This window comes from Paraburkholderia sp. 40 (assembly GCF_050434105.1).
In the GTDB taxonomy this organism is placed as follows: domain Bacteria; phylum Pseudomonadota; class Gammaproteobacteria; order Burkholderiales; family Burkholderiaceae; genus Paraburkholderia; species Paraburkholderia tuberum.
The window spans coordinates 1,622,076-1,640,008 of sequence record NZ_JBNPVY010000002.1; the positions used below are offsets into that span (position 1 = coordinate 1,622,076).

Below are 17,933 nucleotides of genomic sequence, written 5' to 3' on the forward strand. Positions count from 1 at the left end.
TCCGGCATTGGAGACAAGCATGAGTGACCTTGGCGTAGTGGCGGGCAGTACCCGCGAACATGGCGCGGATGATCTCGCGGCCATCGTCCGCAAAGTCGCGTGGCGGCTGATGCCGCTCATCATGATCTGTTATCTGTTCGCGTTCTTCGACCGCATCAATATCAGCTTCGCGAAGGTCCAGCTGCAAAGCGATCTGGGCTTGTCCGACACCGCGTACGGTCTCGGCGCGAGTCTGTTCGTGATCGGCTACGTCCTGTTCGAGGTCCCAAGCAATCTGTTCCTGTATAAGGTCGGCGCGCGACGCTGGATCGCGCGGATCATGATTTCGTGGGGACTCGCGACCGCGGCAATGGTGTTCGTCAACAACGAATGGCAGTTCTACGGGCTGCGCTTCGTGATCGGTGCGATGGAAGCGGGCTTCGCGCCCGGCGTGCTGTACTACCTGACGCTGTGGTTTCCGACCGAATACCGCGGCCGCATCACGTCGATGCTGTTTCTCGCGTCGGCGTTGTCGGGGCTGGTCGGCGCACCGCTCGCGGGGCTTGTGATCGGCCATATGGACGGCGTGCTCGGCATGCCCGGTTGGCACTGGCTGTTCCTGCTCGGCGGCTTGCCGTGCGTCGTGCTCGGTCTGCTGGTGCTGAAGCTGCTGAAGGATCGCATCGACGACGCGGGCTGGCTGTCGTCGGCGGAAAAGAGCCTGCTCGCTGGGCAGATCGCGCAGCAAAGCCGCCCGGCAGAGACCGGCCATTCGCTGCTGGGCGCGCTGAAAACGCCGGGCTTCCTGACGCTTGGGCTCGTGTACTTCCTGATTCAGGTCGCGTCGTACGGCCTGAATTTCTGGGCACCGCATCTGATTCACGTGGCGGGAACGAAGAATCCCACCGTGGTCGGGCTGCTGACGGCGGTGCCTTATGTGTGCGGCGCGATCTGCATGGTGGTGGTCGGGCGCCTGTCGGACGCCAGCGGCGAGCGGCGCAAGTTCGTGTTCGGGCTGCTGTTGATGTCGGCGCTCGGCTTCTTCGCCGCGGGATTCTTCGACAAGCAGACCACCTTGCTGGTGGTCGCGCTTGCCGTGATGGGCGCGGGCGTGGTCGCGTCGATCCCGGCATTCTGGGCGCTGCCGCCAAAGCTGCTGACGGGCGCGGGCGCCGCGGGCGGTATCGCGTTGATCAACACGCTCGGGCAACTCGGCGGGATCGTGAGCCCGGTGATGGTCGGACGTGTGAAGGATCTGACCGACAGCACGACGCCGGCGCTGTATGTGATCGGCGCGATGAGCGTGGTGTGCGCGCTGATCGTGCTGTATGGGTTGCCGGAGTCGTTGCGCAGTCGTGAAACGACGCAGTGAGATCGAGGGTGGAGGGCGCGGCCGTTGGCTTGCATCGCGTGAGGTGCCGCGCCGCTGCCCGCTCCCGCATCCGCGCACGATAGGCCTGCCGTATCAAACACTTGGCAGGCCTGTGCGCAGGTTGTCCACAAGCTTGTTCCCAAATTATGTGGACAACTGGACTTCGAGGTCGGCGCGAGTGAAACGGCATCCTTGCGAAGCCCACTCGCCAGTATCACGGACTCCGTAGCGACGCTCACTGCCTACGTGTGCACCGCGCGCAGATAGTTCTCATGCTTCAAGCACTTAAGCTCGCTGTGCGAAGGTTGTCCACAGGCTTGCCAACAATTTAGGTGGACAAGTTTTGTTGCCGACGGAGTGGCGAGGAGCGGGATTCGGCATCAGTTGTGCGCATCACGCCTTCAACCCGGAGGCCGAAGCGACCACCTCCTCCTGCACCTGTACCTGCAAAACCGCATCCCGCTTATCGAGCAGATGCTGTCGCAAAATCGCGCTGAGCTTCTTGCCGTCGCGAGCCTCGAGCGCCTTCAACATTTCATCGTGATCGTGAATCGCGCGGTCCCACTTCGGCGTCTGATAGTTCGAGCGAAAGCGCAGCGCCTGCAGCCGCCGGTTGACCGACACATACGTCTGCCGCAGCGCCGAATTTCTCGCGGCTTCGTTGATCTTGTCGTGGATCGCCTGGTTGCGACTGTAGTAGCCCGGCAGATCGTTCTGCGCACGGCACGCAAGCATCGCGTAATGCAGCGCCTTGATCTCTGCGAGTTCGGCCGCGGTGATGCGCTCGGCCGCGAGTTCGCCCGAAAACGCTTCGAGGCCGCTCATTAGCTCGAAGGTCTCACGCACCTCCGCTTCCGACATCTTCGATACCGACGCGCCCCGGTTCGGCGAAATCTCGATCAGACCTTCGGCAGCCAGCACCTTCAGCGCCTCGCGCAGCGGCGTGCGCGAAATGCCGAGCGTTTCGCACAACTCCCGCTCGTTCAGTTTCTTGCCGGGCTCCAGCGCTCCCTCGACGATAAAGCGGCGAATGTGCTCCACCACCGTGTCGTGCAGGCGCTGACGCTCGACCTTCGGCATCAGCGGGGCAGCGGTCAGACCCGCGTCGAGATCCGAATTTTGCATACAAAAATCCTCAGCTTCACATGAATTGGATTTTATCGGAACCATATCGATTAGTTAATCCATGCGCACACGCGGGTAAACACGGGCCCCTAGAGGCCAATTTTCGTCTTGGGAGCATCGCGGTTCGTCTGATATAGTTTTTTGCATGCAAAATTCAATTGGAGGAGTTCGATGCTGAAGCTAGATTTTCATCCCGCTGGCCGTCATTTCCTGCAGATTCCGGGGCCGAGTCCGGTGCCCGATCGCATCCTCCGCGCGATGAGTTATCCGACCATCGACCATCGCGGACCCGAATTCGGCGAGCTGGGTCTCAAGGTGCTCGACGGCATCAAGAAGATCTTCAAGACACAGCAGCCGGTCGTCATCTATCCGGCGTCCGGCACGGGCGCATGGGAAGCCGCATTGTCGAATACGCTGAGCCACGGCGATCACGTGCTGATGTTCGAGACCGGCCACTTCGCGACGTTGTGGAAAAAAATGGCCGAGAAGCTCGGCCTGAAGCCCGAATTCCTGGGGCTGCCAGGCATCGAAGGCTGGCGTCGCGGCGTGCAGCCGCAGATGATCGAAGAGCGTCTGCGCGCCGACACGCAGCATGCGATCAAGGCGGTCTGCGTCGTGCACAACGAAACCTCGACCGGCGTCACGTCCGACATCGCCGCCGTGCGTCGCGCGATCGACGCCGCGGGCCATCCGGCGCTGCTGATCGTCGACACGATCTCCGGTCTCGCGTGCGCTGATTACCGTCATGACGAATGGGGAGTCGACGTGACCGTGTCGGGCTCGCAAAAGGGCTTGATGCTGCCGCCGGGCATCAGCTTCAACGCGATCTCGCCGAAGGCGATGGCCGCCAACCAGCACGCGAAGCTGCCGCGCAGCTTCTGGGACTGGACGGAAATCGTCGACATGAACAAATCCGGCTACTGGCCGTACACGCCGAACACGAATCTGCTGTACGGGCTGCATGAAGCGATCGAAATGATTCTCGGCGAAGGGCTCGACAACGTGTTCGCGCGTCACGAGCGGCTTGCCGAAGCGACGCGCCGCGCGGTGCGCGCGTGGGGACTCGAAATCCAGTGCGCCGATCCCGCCGTCTATAGCCCGGTGCTGACGGGCGTGATGACGCCCGACGGTGTCGATGCCGATGAGGTGCGCAAGCTGATCTACGAACGCTTCGACATGTCGCTCGGCACGGGCCTCGGCAAGATGAAAGGCCGCATGTTCCGCATCGGCCATCTTGGCGATTGCAACGATCTGATGCTGCTCGCGACATTGGCTGGCTGCGAAATGGGTCTGCGGCTTGCTGGCGTGCCGCTCAAGGAAAGCGGCATGCCGGCTGCGATGGAGTGGCTGAGCCAGGCACCGAAGACGCCGGGGTTGAAGGCCGCGGCTTGATTGTCGGGCGCAGGGAGCGCTTCCCTCATCGAGCCGCGCGCAGAACGCGGCCAGAACAACATGCAATGCGTCCATAGCGGCCTCGCGGCCGACGGGCGACGACGCAGCGCGCCACTTCAGGCGCGCCGTCGACAGATGCCATGGAGAGAGACGATGAAGCGGTTTCGTTTGACCAGTGCGACAAGTATCGTTCTAGTGATGCTCTGCATCATGTACTTCATCACGTACCTCGATCGCGTGAACGTCAGCACCGCGGCGGCGGGTTTCGGCAAGGAATTCAATCTCACGCATACGCAGGTCGGGCTCGTGTTCTCGGCCTTCGCGTATCCGTATCTGGTGTTTCAGGTGATCGGCGGCTGGGTCAGCGATCGCTTCGGCGCGCGACGCACGCTGCTGTTCTGTGGCGCCATCTGGGGTCTCGCGACGGTGTTCACGGGCTTTGCGGGCGGGCTCGCTTCGTTGCTCGCCGCGCGGCTCGTGCTCGGTTTCGGTGAAGGCGCGACGTTCCCGGCTGCAACGTCGGCGATGTCGCGCTGGGTCGCGAAGGAAAAGCGCGGCTTCGCGCAGGGCATCACGCACGCGGCGTCGCGAGTCGGCAACGCGGTCGCGCCGGCGCTCATCGTGATCGTGATGACCAACTGGGGCTGGCGCGAATCGTTCTTTATCTGCGGCGCGCTGAGTCTGGTGTGGGTGGTCATGTGGGCGGTCACGTTCACCGAGCATCCGAAAGATCATCCGCGCATCACGGCCGAGGAACTCGCGGTGCTGCCCACGCCGAAGCCGAAGGTCTCCGGGCTGCCGTGGGGCAAGCTGTTTCGCCGCATGACGCCGGTCACGATCGTCTACTTCTGCTACGGCTGGACACTCTGGCTGTTCCTGAGCTGGATTCCGCTGTACTTCCTGCACAACCACCATCTGCAATTGCAGAAGTCGGCGATCTTCGCGTCGGTCGTATTCTTCGCCGGCGTGATCGGCGACACGCTCGGCGGCATCGTCACCGATGCGATCTTCAAGCGCACCGGCAGCCTCAAACGCGCGCGCAGCTGGATGGTGTCGGTGTGCATGCTGTTCTGCCTGCTGTCGCTGATTCCTCTGATGTTCACGCATGACCTGACGCTGTCGATTGCCTGTCTCGCGTCGGGCTTCTTCTTCGCCGAGATGACGATTGGCCCGATGTGGGCGATCCCGATGGATATCGCGCCGGAATTCTCCGGCACCGCGAGCGGCATGATGAACACGGGTTCGGCACTCGCCGCGATCATCTCGCCGGTGATGGGCGGCTTTCTGATTGACCACTTTGGCAACTGGGATCTGCCGTTCGTCGGCAGCATGTTGCTGATGGGCATCGGCGTCGTGCTCGCGTTCCGCATGCAGCCGGAGAGCCGCTTCGAAGTTGGCGCGTCGGAGAAGGCGCACGTTTCCACCCGAATGGGCGTGTAAAACATGACTTCATCATTGAGCCAGCTGCTTGCCGATGCGCGTCGCAATCGCACGGTGCTCGATACGTTGCCGCCGGAGCTGCTTCCTTCCGATGCCGACGCGGCCTACGCAATCCAGCACGAAATCTTGAGCGCGTGCGGCGCGCGAATCGGCGGCTGGAAGATCGGCGCGAAATCGGCGAGCGGACCGATTCAAGGCGCGCCATTGCCCGACACCGATCTGCACGCCGACGGCGCGCGTCTGTCGCGCGAAGGCTTCGCGCCGCTCGGTCTCGAACTCGAAGTCGCGTTCCGTTTCGGCCGGCGTTTCGAGCCGTCCACGAAACCGTACCGCGAGGACGAAGTGCTCGGGAGCATCGGCTCGATCGGCGCGACCATCGAGATCGTCGCGAGCCGCTATGCCGCGTGGCCCGCCATCGACAAACTCGCGCAGCTTGCGGACCTGCAAAATCACGGCGCGCTGATCGTCGGTGAATTCACACGGTATCGCGAGGATTTTCCGTTCGTCGCGCCGTCGCTGCGCTTCGCGTTCAACGGAGGCGATGTCGTCGAAACGACGCCCGCGAATCCGGCCGGCGATCCGCGGCGGCTGTTGACGTGGCTCGTCAATCACGCGAGTTCGCGCGGCATTGCGGTGACGCCGGAGACGGTGATCACCGCCGGTTCGTACAGCGGCATGTTCTTTCCGCGCGAGGCGGGCGACGTGAGCGGGCATATCGAAGGACTCGCGCCGGTGCATCTGACGCTGTACTAGGTAATTCGAGCTGCGCGGTTCAGGCGCGCTCCTCACAGGCCGACGAAATGACGAATCCCACTGCGGGCTTGCTCGTCAAGCCGATCCATCTGGTCCCCTCCGCCGCGCGCGCAACGAGTCCGCTCGCGCAGCATCTGCGCAAAGCGCTGCGCGGCGACGTGCTGTTCGATCTCGCCAGCCGCGGCCGCTACGCGACCGATGCGTCGATCTATCAGATCACGCCGGTCGGCGTCGTGGTGCCGCGCGATCAGGACGACCTGCGCATCGCGCTCGATATCGCGCGCAGCGAGCAAGTACCGCTGCTCGCGCGCGGCGCGGGCACGAGCCAGTGTGGGCAGACGGTCGGCGAAGCGCTGGTGGTCGATACGAGCAAGTGGCTCAACAACATCGTCGCGTTCGATGCCGACGCGCGCACCGTGACGGTCGAGCCCGGCGTCGTGCTCGATCATCTGAACGCGTGGCTGAAGCCGCATGGACTGTGGTTCCCGGTCGATGTATCGACGGCTGCCCAGTGCACGATCGGCGGCATGGCCGGCAACAACTCGTGCGGCTCGCGCTCGATCGAGTACGGCAACATGGTGCACAACGTCGACGCGATCGACGCGATTCTCGCCGACGGCAGCGAAGCGCGCTTCGCGTCGCTGCGCGAGCCGCCGCAAGGCGAGCGCTTGCAGCAGATCGTCGCGGGCGTCACGCGGATCGCACAGCGCGAGCGTGACGAAATCATCGCGCGCGTGCCGAAGGTGCTGCGCCGCGTCGCGGGCTACAACATCGATCTGTTCGATTGCCAGAATCCGCGCGCCTATACCGATGACGGCAGCGCGAACCTCGCGCATCTGCTGGTCGGCTCGGAAGGCACGCTCGCATTCAGCCGGCAGATCACCTTGAAGCTCGCGCCGCTGCCCGCGCACAAGGCGCTTGGCGTGGTCAACTTTCCGACCTTCCGGCAGTCGATGGCGCTCACGCAGCACATCGTCAAGCTGAAGCCGGTCGCTGTCGAACTCGTCGATCGCACGATGATCGATCTCGCGTTGAGCAATCCCGCGTTTCGTCCGGTGGTCGAGAAGGCGCTGGTCGGCGAGCCGCAGGCGATTCTGCTCGTCGAATTCGCGGGCGAGGATCGCGACGCGCAGCTCGCGTCGCTGAAGCAGCTCACGGAGTTGATGGGCGAGTTGGGCCTGCCCGATGCGGTCGTCGAGATGCCGGACGCAAATGCGCAAAAAGCGCTGTGGGAAGTGCGCAAGGCTGGTCTCAACATCATGATGAGCATGAAGGGCGACGGCAAGCCCGTGTCCTTCATCGAAGATTGCGCGGTGCCGCTCGAACATCTGGCCGACTACACGAGCCGGCTGACCGACGTGTTTCATCGCCACGGCACCGAAGGCACGTGGTACGCGCATGCGAGCGTCGGCACGCTGCACGTGCGGCCGATTCTCGACATGCGCCGCGACGGCGCGACGAAAATGCGCGCGATCGCCGAGGAAGCGGCCGCGCTCGTGCGTGAGTACAAGGGCGCGTATTCCGGCGAGCATGGCGATGGGCTATGCCGTGGCGAATGGGTCGCATGGCAATACGGGCCGCGGCTCAACCAGGCGTTCAGCGAGATCAAGGCGTTGTTCGATCCGGACAACCGCTTCAATCCCGATAAGATCGTGCGTCCGCCGAAGATGGACGACGCGCGCAATTTCCGCTTTGCGCCGGGCTATCGCGAATGGCGCATCGAAACGGCGCTCGACTGGTCGACGTGGAACGTGAAGCGCGATCCGCTGACGGGCGCAGAAAGCGCGCCCGGCAGCGGCGACGATCTGAGCGGCGGCCTCGCGAAAGCGGTCGAGATGTGCAACAACAACGGCCACTGTCGCAAGTTCGACGCGGGCACGATGTGCCCGAGCTATCGCGTGACGAAGGACGAGCAACATTTGACGCGCGGGCGGGCCAACACGTTGCGGCTCGCGATTTCGGGGCAGCTCGGCGAAAGCGGGCTCGCGAGCGATGACGTGAAGGAAACGCTCGACCTGTGCGTATCGTGCAAGGGCTGCAAGCGCGATTGCCCGACCGGCGTCGATATGGCGAAGTTCAAGATCGAGGCGCGCGCGGCGCGTGTCAAGACGCATGGGGTGCGGCTGCGCGACAGGCTCGTCGCGTTCATGCCGCGCTATGCGGGCGCGGCGAGCCGCATGCCGGGGCTGCTGGCGCTCGCGGACAACGTGCCGGTGCTGTCGGCGTGGATCAAGCGCTCGGTCGGATTCGCGACCGAGCGGAGTTTGCCGCGGTTCAAGAAGGCGTTTCTGGCCGATGCGGTGTCCGCGAAGCCTGCACGCAACGCTGCGCAGGCGTCCGCGCTGAAAGAAGTCCTGCTGTTCGTCGATACCTTCAACAACCACCTCGAGCCCGACAACGCGCGCGCCGCGCAACAGGTGCTCGAAGCGGCGGGCTACACGGTCCACTTCAATGCACGCCCGGGAGAGCGTCCCGTGTGTTGCGGCCGCACGTTTCTCGCGGCGGGTCTCGTCGACGAAGCGAAAGAGGAAGCGCGGCGCATGCTCGAGCTGTTCAGGCCGTTCGTCGAACGTGGCGTGCCGGTGGTGGGGTTGGAGCCATCGTGTCTGCTGTCGTTGCGCGATGAATTCCTGCAGTACGGTTTCGGCGAAGAGGCGCAGCGCCTCGCGCAGCACGCGTTTCTATTCGAGGAATTCCTCGTGCGCGAAAAAAAGGCCGGACGATTGCAGCTCGAATTGAAGCCGCTGCCGATGCAGCAGGCACTCGTGCACGGCCACTGCCATCAGAAGGCGTTCGACGCATTCACGCCGGTGCAGACCGTGCTGAAGTGGATTCCCGAATTGAAGGTATCGACGGTTGAATCGTCGTGCTGCGGCATGGCCGGCAGCTTCGGCTATGAAGCGGAGCACTACGCGAGCTCGCAGGCGATGGCCGAGCTGTCGCTGCTACCCGCGGTGCGCAAGCTGGACGCGGCCACGGTGATGGTCGCCGACGGGACTAGCTGCCGGCATCAGATTCACGACGGCGCGGGCGTCGACGCGATCCACGTCGCGCGCGTGCTGGCGATGGCGCTGCGATGACACGGAGCTAACCGCAAAGCGAAACTCAAACGCGAATCTCAAACGCGAATCTCAAACACCGATAGCCTGCCGGAACCCACTCGGCGTTACCCCGACAGCCTCGCGAAACCGGTGACTAAAGTGACTCGCATTTGCATAGCCACACTGCCCGGCGATCTGCGCGAGCGGCAACGTCGTCGTGCGCAGCAGCGTGCGCGCGCGATCGAGCCGCTGCCGCGCGATCCAGGCGGCGGGCGGCAACCCGAACGACTCGCGAAACATCCGCGCAAGATGAAACTCCGACAGCGCCGCGACACCCGACAACTCCCCGAGCGTCAACGGCTGCGCAAGATGAATGTCGATATAGTCGCGCAGGCGGCGCCGCGTCGCGGCCGACAGCCCGCCTTTCAGCGCCACGTTCGCGCGCCGTACGCCTTGGCCGCGCAATAGCAGGCTCAGCACTTCGTGCGCGGTCTCGTTGGTGCGCAGCAGACCGTCGGGACTTTCCCACTCCTCGTTGACGAGCGACTGACACAGACTCGCAATGCGCGGGTCCTCGAAATAGGTGCGATCGGCGAGCGTCAGTTCGCGCGGTTCGCGGTCGAGCTCCTGCACCGCGCGTCGCGTGAAATGCTCGGGCAGGAAGTACAGATGCATGAAGTGCATGTGGCCGCGCACCCACCAGCGCGATTCGTGATCGCCGGGCAGTGCGCACAGCCGCGACGGTGCGCCGTAGTGGCCCGGCATTTTCTGGCGCTCGGTGCGATAGCCGCCGTCCAGATAGCACGACAGCGTGTGATGGCCTGGCCGGTCGTAGACGGTCTCGTCCTCCTTCGTGTCGCGAGTCCATAGCGCGATCGCGAGTCCGTCGCCGAGCCACGCGAAGCGGTCCAGATGCGCGTTCGCACTGGCGAGCGTGTGACAGACCGACTGCAGGCCAAAAGGCATGCCGGCGGTGGATATCACGGGGACGGACGGGGTGGGGTTCACGGCTGCGCGCGGAGGTTTTCCGGTGTAGGGTGCTGGTTGAGCGGCAAGTATACGGCGCGTCCCGTCAGCCTGCGCATCGGCGCGAAAAAGTGCGCAATTTTGGACAATTGCGGGCGGCGGCGCGGTTCCATAGTCGGGCTTTCTGCGCGTCATCGCAGTCCGTCATTGCAGTCTGAGGCCCGACCATGAATCTCCTCCTTTATGCCATCACCGTGCTGATCTGGGGCACCACGTGGATCGCAATCAAATGGCAACTCGGCGCGGTGCCGCCACCGGTATCGATTGCGTGGCGTTTCTGGATCGCCGCGCTGCTGATGTTCGCACTGGCGCGCATCATGCGCCGCCCGATCTGGCCGCCGCGCGACGCCTGGCGCTACCTCGCCGCGCAGGGTCTCGCGCTGTTCTGCCTGAATTTCCTGTGCTTCTACTACGCCGAACAGCTCGTGCCGAGCGGGCTCGTCGCGGTGGTGTTCTCGACCGCGCCGCTGCTGAACTCGATCAACGGGCGGCTGTTCATGGGCCGGCCTCTGCAGCCGAGCGCGATTGCGGGTGCGTTGCTCGGGCTCGTCGGCATTGTCTGTCTGTTCGTGCAGCAGATGGCCGGGCATCTCGGCGATCACACCGCATGGCTCGGGCTCGGCGTCGCGTTTCTCGGCACGCTGTGCTTCTCGGCCGGCAACCTGCTGTCGAGCCGCATGCAGTCGATGGGCCTGCATCCGTTCGCGACCAACAGCTGGGCGATGCTGATCGGTGCGGCGGTCCTGACGCTCGGAAGTCTGTTCGCCGGCTATTCATTCGCGGTGGAACCGTCAGCGCGCTATCTCGGTGCGCTCGCGTATCTCGCGGTGTTCGGCTCGGTGATCGGCTTTACGGCGTACTTGATGCTCGTCGGCCGTATGGGCCCGGAGCGGGCCGCCTATTGCACGGTGCTGTTTCCGATCGTCGCGCTCGCGGCATCGACGCTGTTCGAGGGATATCGGTGGTCAGCGCTCGCGGTGGTCGGTCTAATGCTCGTGGTGGCCGGCAATCTGGTGGCGTTCGATCTGACGCGGCGGATTTTCGAGCGTCTCCGGGCGGCGCGGACATGATGAGCGTCTCGCTCGAGGTGAGGATTTACAGGAGCAGAAAAAGCGACTGAATCTCTGATCGGTGAGTCTTTACGGGAACCGGTTTTTACCGGTTTCGCGAAGGAAAGATTGTGTCGGAAACATGATTCGATGCAAATGGAATGAATTGGATGAATCGGCATTCAATTATCATTTTTTCATCAATAAATTTACTATTTTTATATGAGAGGATAAAACGCCAAATCTGATGCGCGCGTCTCGCGCCTCGCAAGGACCGACTGCCGTGAAGCCTTTCTCCCGCCTTGGCTTGGCCGTGGTGTTAATCCACAGCCTGATCTCGCCGAATGTTTCCGCGCAATCCCAATTGAATTACACGACCTCATGGATCGGTAATAGTTTCGGATTTGGCGACGGCAAATGGATGCAGCAGGATATTCAGGCCATTAGCGTCGGCGCCAATGGCACCGTTTATACGAATGCGCCGTGGGACGAAAGCGGCAGTGAAATCGCCGCCTATCAGGGGGGCGACAAGCTCGCGGTCGCCGGTTCGACGCATGGCTGGGGCGCGGCCGGCGGCGACGCGGTGACGGTGAACCACACGTACCTGTACGCGGCGATGTCGATCGGCAACGAGAACAATGCGCTGGTCGGCGCCGACTATCCGCCGGCCAATCAGACCTGGTACGGCATCACGCGACGCACGCTTGCGAATCTCGCGACCGGCGCGCCGTTTTCCGGCGGCATCGGCAATAGCGCGAACGCGACGAAGAACAGTTTCGTCGCGGTCGATACGGTGAAGACTGGCACCGACGCGAGCATTCGCGGCCTCGCCGCAACCGACAGCGAGCTCTACGTGGCCGACACGTACGGTAACCGGATCGCCGTGTACGACGCGCAGTCCATGCAGCCGCTGCGTTCGTGGAGCGTCGTGTCGCCGGCCCGCATCGCGATCGACACCGACTCGACGCTGTGGATCATCAGCGGCTTCGGCACGGGCAATCTGAGCATCCTGCACTACCGCGCCGACGGCACCGCGCTCGCCGGTCCATTGACACTGCCCGCCGGCACCGTGCCGAGCGACCTCACAGTGACGCCATCCGGCCAACTGCTGGTCGCCGACAACGGCGTTTCGCAGCAGATCCTCATGTTCAACAAGGGCGCTGGCGGCCAGATGCAGGCGGGCACGTCGATCGGCACGCGCAACGGCATTTTCCACCCGGTGCGCGGCGTGCCCGGCGATATGCGTTTCAACGGCATCACCGGCATCGGCGTCGACGCGGCCGGCAATCTGTACGTCGCGCAAAACGGCGAGGGACCGCGCGCGCTGGGCTCGGCATCCGTAGGGCAGGGCGCAGTGCTGGAGAGCTACGTGTACGGCAGGCGCGTGCTCAACTGGCGGCTCTACGGTCTGAGCTTCGTCGATAGCGGCGCGTTCGACCCGGCCACGCCCGCTTCCATCTACACGGGTTCGAAGCGCTTCACGCTCGATTACAAGCAGCCGGTCGGCCACGAATGGTCGTATGCGGCGTTCACGCTCGATCGCTTCGACTACCCCGACGATCCCGCGTTTCACGAGCCGCGCGGCGTGCGTGGCGAACCGATGGTGCGCAGATTCGATGGCCAGCGCTTTCTCTATACGCTCGATCCGGGCGCGCACTATCTGAACATCTATCGCTTCGACGCCGCGCATGGCGAGATCGCGATACCGTCGGGGATGCTCGCGCAGAATCCGCTGCCCGGCGCATGGCCCGCCGCGCAACCGACGTACGGCGAATGGCTGTGGCGCGACAGCAATGGCAATGGCGCCGTCGACGCGAGCGAGATCAGCGGCAATCCGTCGACCGGCAGCACGGTCGGCGACGGCTTCTGGTGGGTCGACGAACCCGGCAACGTGTGGCTTGTCACGCCATTGAGCGGCGTGCGCGAGATGCCGCTGCAAGGTCTCGACTCCGCCGGCAATCCGATCTACACGTACGCGAGTGCGAAGATGTTCGCGATGCCCGCGCCATTCACGCGGCTCGCGCGGCTCGTCTACGTCGCAGCGACCGACACGATGTATCTGTCCGGTTTCACGAGTGCGATTCCGTGGGACCCGACGCACTGGAAGGAAGCGGGTCCGGTGCTGGCCCGCTACGACAACTGGAGCAGCGGCAACCCGACGCTGACATACACGGTCTCGCTGCCGTGGAACACGCAAAGCGATCCGCAGACCACCACGGTCGGCGTCGCGGTGGCGGGCAACTATATCTTCGTTGCCGAGCTGTACACCGATCGCATCGACGTCTACGACGCGCGCAACGGCACTGCGGTCGGTTACATGACGCCGGGCGCGAGCGTCGGCGGCACGAGCGGCTGGGTCGACGTGTATCTCGGCATCAGCGCGGTGCAGCGCGATAACGGCGAGTACGTGGTGCTGGTCGAAGACGACGCGCGCGCGAAGCTGCTGATGTATCGCTGGACGCCTTGACGTGGATCGCTGTCGCGCCGAACACGAATAGACGGCGGCGCACGATCGGTATATAACAACTTTACCGATGCACTCAATGGAGCGATGTTCGATCATGACGCAAGACGTTTCTCCCAAGCCGCCCTCCGACGATCGTCCCGAGATCGAGCAGCTCGACGCGGCGCTCAGTCACGTCGATCAGCAGGTGTCGTCAGGCGGCATTGCGTCGGGCGCCGCGAAAGGCATTGTGTACAGTCTGATCGAAACGCTTGGTGCGCTGGTCGGCGATCCCGATCTGCCGGAGCACGCGCGTTCGGGTTACGAAGGATTGCTGGAGGCCGCGCGCGAGTTGCGCGCGAAGTTGGACCGCTGAGTGGACTGCTGAACACGCGGGTCCGCTCCGGCGCAAGCCATCGTGCCGTCTGTTATACAAAAGCGCACTGTGTAACTCACCGTGTGCTTTTTTTTCATGCTCTCTGAGGCTCACGCCCCGAGCGCCACCTCTGCACCGCTCGTCTGCGCCAGCAACTGGTGAATCTGCGCGACCACGGCCGCGCCTTCGCCGACCGCCGCGGCCACGCGTTTCGTCGAACCGGCACGCGCATCGCCGATCGCATAGACTCCTTCGACCGTGGTCCCGAGATCGCACGCGGTGGCCGAGCCATGCGCGCTGATGCCGGTCAGCACGAAGCCTTTCGCGTCGAGCTGCACGCCGCAGGTACGCAGCCATTCAGTGTTCGGGTCCGCGCCGGTGAACAGAAACAGATGCCGGGTGTCGAAGTGATCGACGCCGTCGGGCAGCGGCCGCTTCAGCGCGACCGACACGAGCCCGTCCTCATCGCCTTCGAGCCGGCCGACTTCGGAATTCGGATGCACGAACACGTTCGGCAGCGAGCGGATGCGGTCGATCAGATAGCGCGACATCGTCGCCTCGAAACCGCTGCGGCGGATCAGTACGTGAACCTTGGCCGCGTGCGTCGCCAGATAGACGATCGCCTGGCCGGCCGAATTGCCGCCGCCAACCAGCACGACCTCCTGGCGCTTGCACAGCTTCGCCTCGACCGGCGACGCCCAGTAGTAGACGCCGCGTCCGTCGAAGCGCTCGAGCCCGTCGAGCGCCGGGCGCCGGTACACGGCGCCGCTCGCGATCACGATCGCCTGCGCGCTGATGTGGCCGCCGCATTTCAGCTCGAGCCGATACGGCGACTGCCCGCAATGCAGCGCTTTCACGTTGACTGGGATCGCAACGTGCGCGCCGAACTTCTGCGCCTGCACGAACGCGCGGCCGGCGAGCGCCTGGCCCGAGATGCCGGTCGGAAAGCCGAGGTAGTTTTCGATGCGCGAGCTCGCGCCCGCCTGGCCGCCCGGCCCGCGGCTGTCGAGCACGATCACCGAAAGTCCTTCGGAGGCCGCGTACACCGCGGCGGCAAGTCCCGCCGGCCCCGCGCCGACGATCGCGACGTCGTACACGTACGTGTCGTCGAGATCGGGCAGCATACCTAAGCGAGTGGCAAGCTCCGGCATGCTCGGATGACGCAGCACCGAGCCGTCCGGGCAGATCACGAGCGGCAGGTCCTCGCGCTGCGCGGCGAACTGCTCGATCAGACGCAGCGCGTCTTCGTCGCGTTCGTCGATCACGGAATGCGGATGGCCGTTGCGCGACAGGAAGCCTTGCAGCGTCACGAGCCGTGCGTCGCTGCTATTGCCGATCAGGATTGGCCCGCCCGCGCCCTTTTCGATCAGCGACACGCGCCGCAGAATCAGCGCGCGCATGATGCGCTCCCCGAGTTCCGCTTCGGCGACGATCAGCGCGCGCAGGCGCTCGGGCGGAATCAGCAGCGCTTCGACGGCGCTGATCGCGAGGCCGTTCACGAGCGCGGGCTTGCCCGACAGCTGCCCGACCTCGGCCAGAAAATGCCCGGCGCCGTGCTCGCCGATCAAGACTTCTCGGCCGATGCCGTCACGCTGATAGACCTTCACGCGTCCTTCGAGCAGCACGAACATGCCGGGCCCGGTGTGCCCGGTCTCGAACAGCAGTTCGCCGGACTTCCAGTGACCGATCTCGCCGAAGCGGCGCAGCCGGTCGATCTCGGCGCAACTGAGCTGCGGAAACATCTGGTGCATGCGCGTCGATAGCGACGAAAACGGCGCGTCGGCGACGACCCCCTGCTGTCCTTCCACTTCTTGAGTCGAAACGTCCTGAGTCGAAAGCATTGAACCGCTCCTTCGATATTCATTGCACGATTGAACGCGAGGCAACGCGATGCGCGCTCGCACGCCGGGACGAGCCGTGCCGCGCGCGTCAGGCGGACGATGCCGTCGCTGATTACGGCTAAACGGCTTTGGGCGCGATGTCGTCGACCGCGACTTCCGGCGGCGGCATCGCGGGCAGCGAGTCGACCGGCTTGCCCGAATCGCGCCAGGCTTCCATGCCGCCGCGCAGCGGCAGCACGTCGGAGAAGCCGGCTTCGTTGAGCTGCTTGGCCATCCATGCCGCGGAAATCTCGTTCGGGCAGGAGCAGTAGATCACGAGCTTCTGATCGTGCGCGTAGGTGGCGACGATGTCGCCGAGTTGCCGTTCATCGGCGAATTGCGCGCCGGGGATCACGAACGGATCGAGCTTGCGCTTCTCCTCCGAACGGATGTCGAACACGACCGGCGCCCGGTCAGCCGCGAACAGCTTCGCGAGTTCGTCGACCTCGATGCGCGCGGACGCGAGCTTCGCGATCAACTGACGGCGCCGGATCCACCGGTACACCGCGTACAGCACCAGCAACGCGACGACGACGAGCGCCGCCGTACGCCCGAGCCGCCCGGCAATCGCGAACAGCATGTCGATCTGCCGCGCGAACAGCGCGCCGATGATCAGCCCGGTGCCGGACCACAGCGCGGCGCCGACGCCGTCATAGGTGAGGAAGATGCGGTAGCGCGTGCCCATCGCGCCGGCCATCGGGATCGACACGATCGACAGTCCCGGCACGAACTTCGCGATCGCCAGCACGCGCACGCCCCAGCGGCCGAAGAAGCGCTCGGTCTTTTTCACGCAGGTGTCACGCGACAGCGACAGCCGGCAGATCGTCTTCAGCGTATTGCCGCCGTAGATGCGGCCCGCGACGTACCACGCGCTGTCGCCGATCAGCGTCGCGAAGATCGACAGCACGAGGACCGGCAGCAGTTGCGTGCCGACCGAGCCGGGGTGCATGGCGGCCATCGCGCCGAACAGCACGAGCGACGGCATGGCCGGCACCGGCAGCCCGAGCGCGGCGGCCAGCACATTGAGGAAGACGAGCGCCGGTCCATATTGCGCGACGAGGTCATGTAGCATCGGTTTAACATCCGCGGCCCTTGCGGGCGCAGCGCGGTAAGGAATGCAAAGGGGAATGCAAGGATTATGGACGTATTTTCGAGACGTGCAACCGGCCCGGAAATCGGCCCGTCTTCTGGCTGCGATCAGGTCGCCCTATGTGGCCGCATGCCTCGATACACAAGCGTGGCAACCGCTTGTGACAAGTTGCTGAAGGCCGGGTAAGCGCGCTCGACGAGACGCGCGAAGGCGCTTGCAAAAACCCGTAGGGAAAGCGGGGATTGGCGGCGTGAGCGGAACAAACGGAAGCACGGCGACGCGCGCAGGCGCGCCTAATGCGAACAATCCCGCGCTGACGCGTCGAAGCGCGACGCAACCGGCGCGAGAGGCTGCCGAGTCACGCGACGGTCACACCCGCCGCGCGCCTGCTTCATTGACGATGATTGTGCTGCTCGCCCGGCAACTCGGCGCCATGCGCGCGGATCGCGGCGATCAGCTCCGCGGGCGTGATTTCGTAGCGCACTTCGCGATGTATGCCCGGCTTGCGCTCATCGACCTCGATCAGCAGGATGCCCTTGCCGTCTTCGGTCGATTCGAGGCGCAGCGAGCGAAGTTCGCGCGCCGTTGCGTCGTCGTATTCGGTGAGCAGGGCCATTGACCCGGAGGACCCGGTGATGCGCATCGAAGTTGTCCTTGTTGCGTTGGTGATGGAACCATTGTACGGGGCGGACGGCGTGCCGTCTGCCGCGTCGTCGTGCCGTGTTGCGTCTGCCTCTGTCTCTGTCTCGCCGGGGTTTTAGTCGAGTGTGACGCTGCCGCTAGCGGATTCGCGGTTGCGGAGCGAGCAACCAGTTTAACGCGACTCCTCGTCGCGACGGACGCATTTTTCATGCCCCGCGGTGGGGCGACGTGCGTTCGGGTTTTGTCATGCGGGTGACGCGGGGGCGGGCTAGGAAGCGTTGGGCGCGCGCAAAAAAATAGCCCGTCCGGACAGGGACGGGCCGTT

Annotated in this window: 13 protein-coding genes; 8 read left to right on the forward strand and 5 right to left on the reverse strand. The window is 64.4% G+C overall.

Annotation, left to right across the window (positions count from 1 at the left end):
• The first annotated feature begins 19 nt into the window (after nucleotides 1-19).
• On the forward strand, nucleotides 20-1,351 hold the full coding sequence (locus OKW28_RS08835) for an MFS transporter (protein ID WP_429444838.1): 1,332 nt from the start codon (nucleotides 20-22) through the stop codon (nucleotides 1,349-1,351).
• 393 nt (nucleotides 1,352-1,744) lie between these two features.
• On the opposite strand, the gene OKW28_RS08840 is transcribed toward OKW28_RS08835, so the two are convergent.
• A complete protein-coding gene (locus OKW28_RS08840; protein ID WP_184037898.1) occupies nucleotides 1,745-2,476 on the reverse strand; it encodes a GntR family transcriptional regulator in 732 nt (243 codons plus the stop codon).
• A gap of 171 nt (nucleotides 2,477-2,647) precedes the next feature.
• Between OKW28_RS08840 and OKW28_RS08845 the strand changes: the two genes are divergently transcribed.
• The 4 genes from OKW28_RS08845 (at nucleotide 2,648) to OKW28_RS08860 (ending at nucleotide 9,141) form a co-directional block, all read left to right on the forward strand.
• Nucleotides 2,648-3,868 carry a pyridoxal-phosphate-dependent aminotransferase family protein gene (locus OKW28_RS08845; RefSeq protein WP_429444840.1) on the forward strand — a complete coding sequence of 407 codons (1,221 nt, stop codon included), beginning with the start codon at nucleotides 2,648-2,650 and terminating at the stop codon, nucleotides 3,866-3,868.
• Nucleotides 3,869-4,021: 153 nt separating this feature from the next.
• Entirely contained in the window at nucleotides 4,022-5,308 is a 1,287-nt protein-coding gene (locus OKW28_RS08850) for an MFS transporter (RefSeq protein WP_429444842.1), read from the forward strand.
• Nucleotides 5,309-5,311: 3 nt separating this feature from the next.
• Nucleotides 5,312-6,061 carry a 2-keto-4-pentenoate hydratase gene (locus OKW28_RS08855; RefSeq protein ID WP_429444844.1) on the forward strand — a complete coding sequence of 250 codons (750 nt, stop codon included), beginning with the start codon at nucleotides 5,312-5,314 and terminating at the stop codon, nucleotides 6,059-6,061.
• Between the two features lie 47 nt (nucleotides 6,062-6,108).
• On the forward strand, nucleotides 6,109-9,141 hold the full coding sequence (locus OKW28_RS08860; protein WP_429444846.1) for an FAD-binding and (Fe-S)-binding domain-containing protein: 3,033 nt from the start codon (nucleotides 6,109-6,111) through the stop codon (nucleotides 9,139-9,141).
• 51 nt (nucleotides 9,142-9,192) lie between these two features.
• On the opposite strand, the gene OKW28_RS08865 is transcribed toward OKW28_RS08860, so the two are convergent.
• On the reverse strand, nucleotides 9,193-10,068 hold the full coding sequence (locus OKW28_RS08865) for a helix-turn-helix domain-containing protein (RefSeq protein WP_429444848.1): 876 nt from the start codon (nucleotides 10,066-10,068) through the stop codon (nucleotides 9,193-9,195).
• 227 nt (nucleotides 10,069-10,295) lie between these two features.
• Here OKW28_RS08865 and OKW28_RS08870 point away from each other — a divergent pair, with 227 nt between their 5' ends.
• From OKW28_RS08870 to OKW28_RS08880, 3 genes are all read left to right on the forward strand, one after another.
• The gene (locus OKW28_RS08870) at nucleotides 10,296-11,198 is read left to right on the forward strand and encodes a DMT family transporter (protein WP_429444850.1); all 903 of its coding nucleotides are present in this window, start codon (nucleotides 10,296-10,298) and stop codon (nucleotides 11,196-11,198) included.
• 262 nt (nucleotides 11,199-11,460) lie between these two features.
• A complete protein-coding gene (locus OKW28_RS08875; protein WP_429444851.1) occupies nucleotides 11,461-13,644 on the forward strand; it encodes a hypothetical protein in 2,184 nt (727 codons plus the stop codon).
• A gap of 94 nt (nucleotides 13,645-13,738) precedes the next feature.
• The gene (locus OKW28_RS08880; protein WP_018424067.1) at nucleotides 13,739-13,996 is read left to right on the forward strand and encodes a hypothetical protein; all 258 of its coding nucleotides are present in this window, start codon (nucleotides 13,739-13,741) and stop codon (nucleotides 13,994-13,996) included.
• 110 nt (nucleotides 13,997-14,106) lie between these two features.
• Here OKW28_RS08880 and OKW28_RS08885 read toward each other — a convergent pair whose 3' ends face one another.
• The 3 genes from OKW28_RS08885 to OKW28_RS08895 form a co-directional block, all read right to left on the reverse strand.
• Nucleotides 14,107-15,837: an FAD-dependent oxidoreductase gene (locus tag OKW28_RS08885; RefSeq protein ID WP_429444852.1), complete on the reverse strand. Its 1,731-nt coding sequence runs from the start codon at nucleotides 15,835-15,837 to the stop codon at nucleotides 14,107-14,109.
• A 118-nt stretch (nucleotides 15,838-15,955) separates the two neighbouring features.
• A complete protein-coding gene (locus OKW28_RS08890) occupies nucleotides 15,956-16,948 on the reverse strand; it encodes a DedA family protein/thiosulfate sulfurtransferase GlpE (RefSeq protein WP_429444854.1) in 993 nt (330 codons plus the stop codon).
• A 409-nt stretch (nucleotides 16,949-17,357) separates the two neighbouring features.
• Nucleotides 17,358-17,609 carry a hypothetical protein gene (locus tag OKW28_RS08895; RefSeq protein ID WP_008921056.1) on the reverse strand — a complete coding sequence of 84 codons (252 nt, stop codon included), beginning with the start codon at nucleotides 17,607-17,609 and terminating at the stop codon, nucleotides 17,358-17,360.
• Nucleotides 17,610-17,933: the final 324 nt, after the last annotated feature.

Excerpts from the sequence above, each read along its gene's own strand:
- OKW28_RS08835 (WP_429444838.1), top strand. The coding sequence starts at position 20 with ATGAGTGACCTTGGCGTAGTGGCGGGCAGTACCCGCGAACATGGCGCG.
- OKW28_RS08840 (WP_184037898.1), bottom strand. The coding sequence starts at position 2,476 with ATGCAAAATTCGGATCTCGACGCGGGTCTGACCGCTGCCCCGCTGATG.
- OKW28_RS08845 (WP_429444840.1), top strand. The coding sequence starts at position 2,648 with ATGCTGAAGCTAGATTTTCATCCCGCTGGCCGTCATTTCCTGCAGATT.
- OKW28_RS08850 (WP_429444842.1), top strand. The coding sequence starts at position 4,022 with ATGAAGCGGTTTCGTTTGACCAGTGCGACAAGTATCGTTCTAGTGATG.
- OKW28_RS08855 (WP_429444844.1), top strand. The coding sequence starts at position 5,312 with ATGACTTCATCATTGAGCCAGCTGCTTGCCGATGCGCGTCGCAATCGC.
- OKW28_RS08860 (WP_429444846.1), top strand. The coding sequence starts at position 6,109 with ATGACGAATCCCACTGCGGGCTTGCTCGTCAAGCCGATCCATCTGGTC.
- OKW28_RS08865 (WP_429444848.1), bottom strand. The coding sequence starts at position 10,068 with ATGCCTTTTGGCCTGCAGTCGGTCTGTCACACGCTCGCCAGTGCGAAC.
- OKW28_RS08870 (WP_429444850.1), top strand. The coding sequence starts at position 10,296 with ATGAATCTCCTCCTTTATGCCATCACCGTGCTGATCTGGGGCACCACG.
- OKW28_RS08880 (WP_018424067.1), top strand. The coding sequence starts at position 13,739 with ATGACGCAAGACGTTTCTCCCAAGCCGCCCTCCGACGATCGTCCCGAG.
- OKW28_RS08885 (WP_429444852.1), bottom strand. The coding sequence starts at position 15,837 with ATGCTTTCGACTCAGGACGTTTCGACTCAAGAAGTGGAAGGACAGCAG.
- OKW28_RS08890 (WP_429444854.1), bottom strand. The coding sequence starts at position 16,948 with ATGCTACATGACCTCGTCGCGCAATATGGACCGGCGCTCGTCTTCCTC.
- OKW28_RS08895 (WP_008921056.1), bottom strand. The coding sequence starts at position 17,609 with ATGCGCATCACCGGGTCCTCCGGGTCAATGGCCCTGCTCACCGAATAC.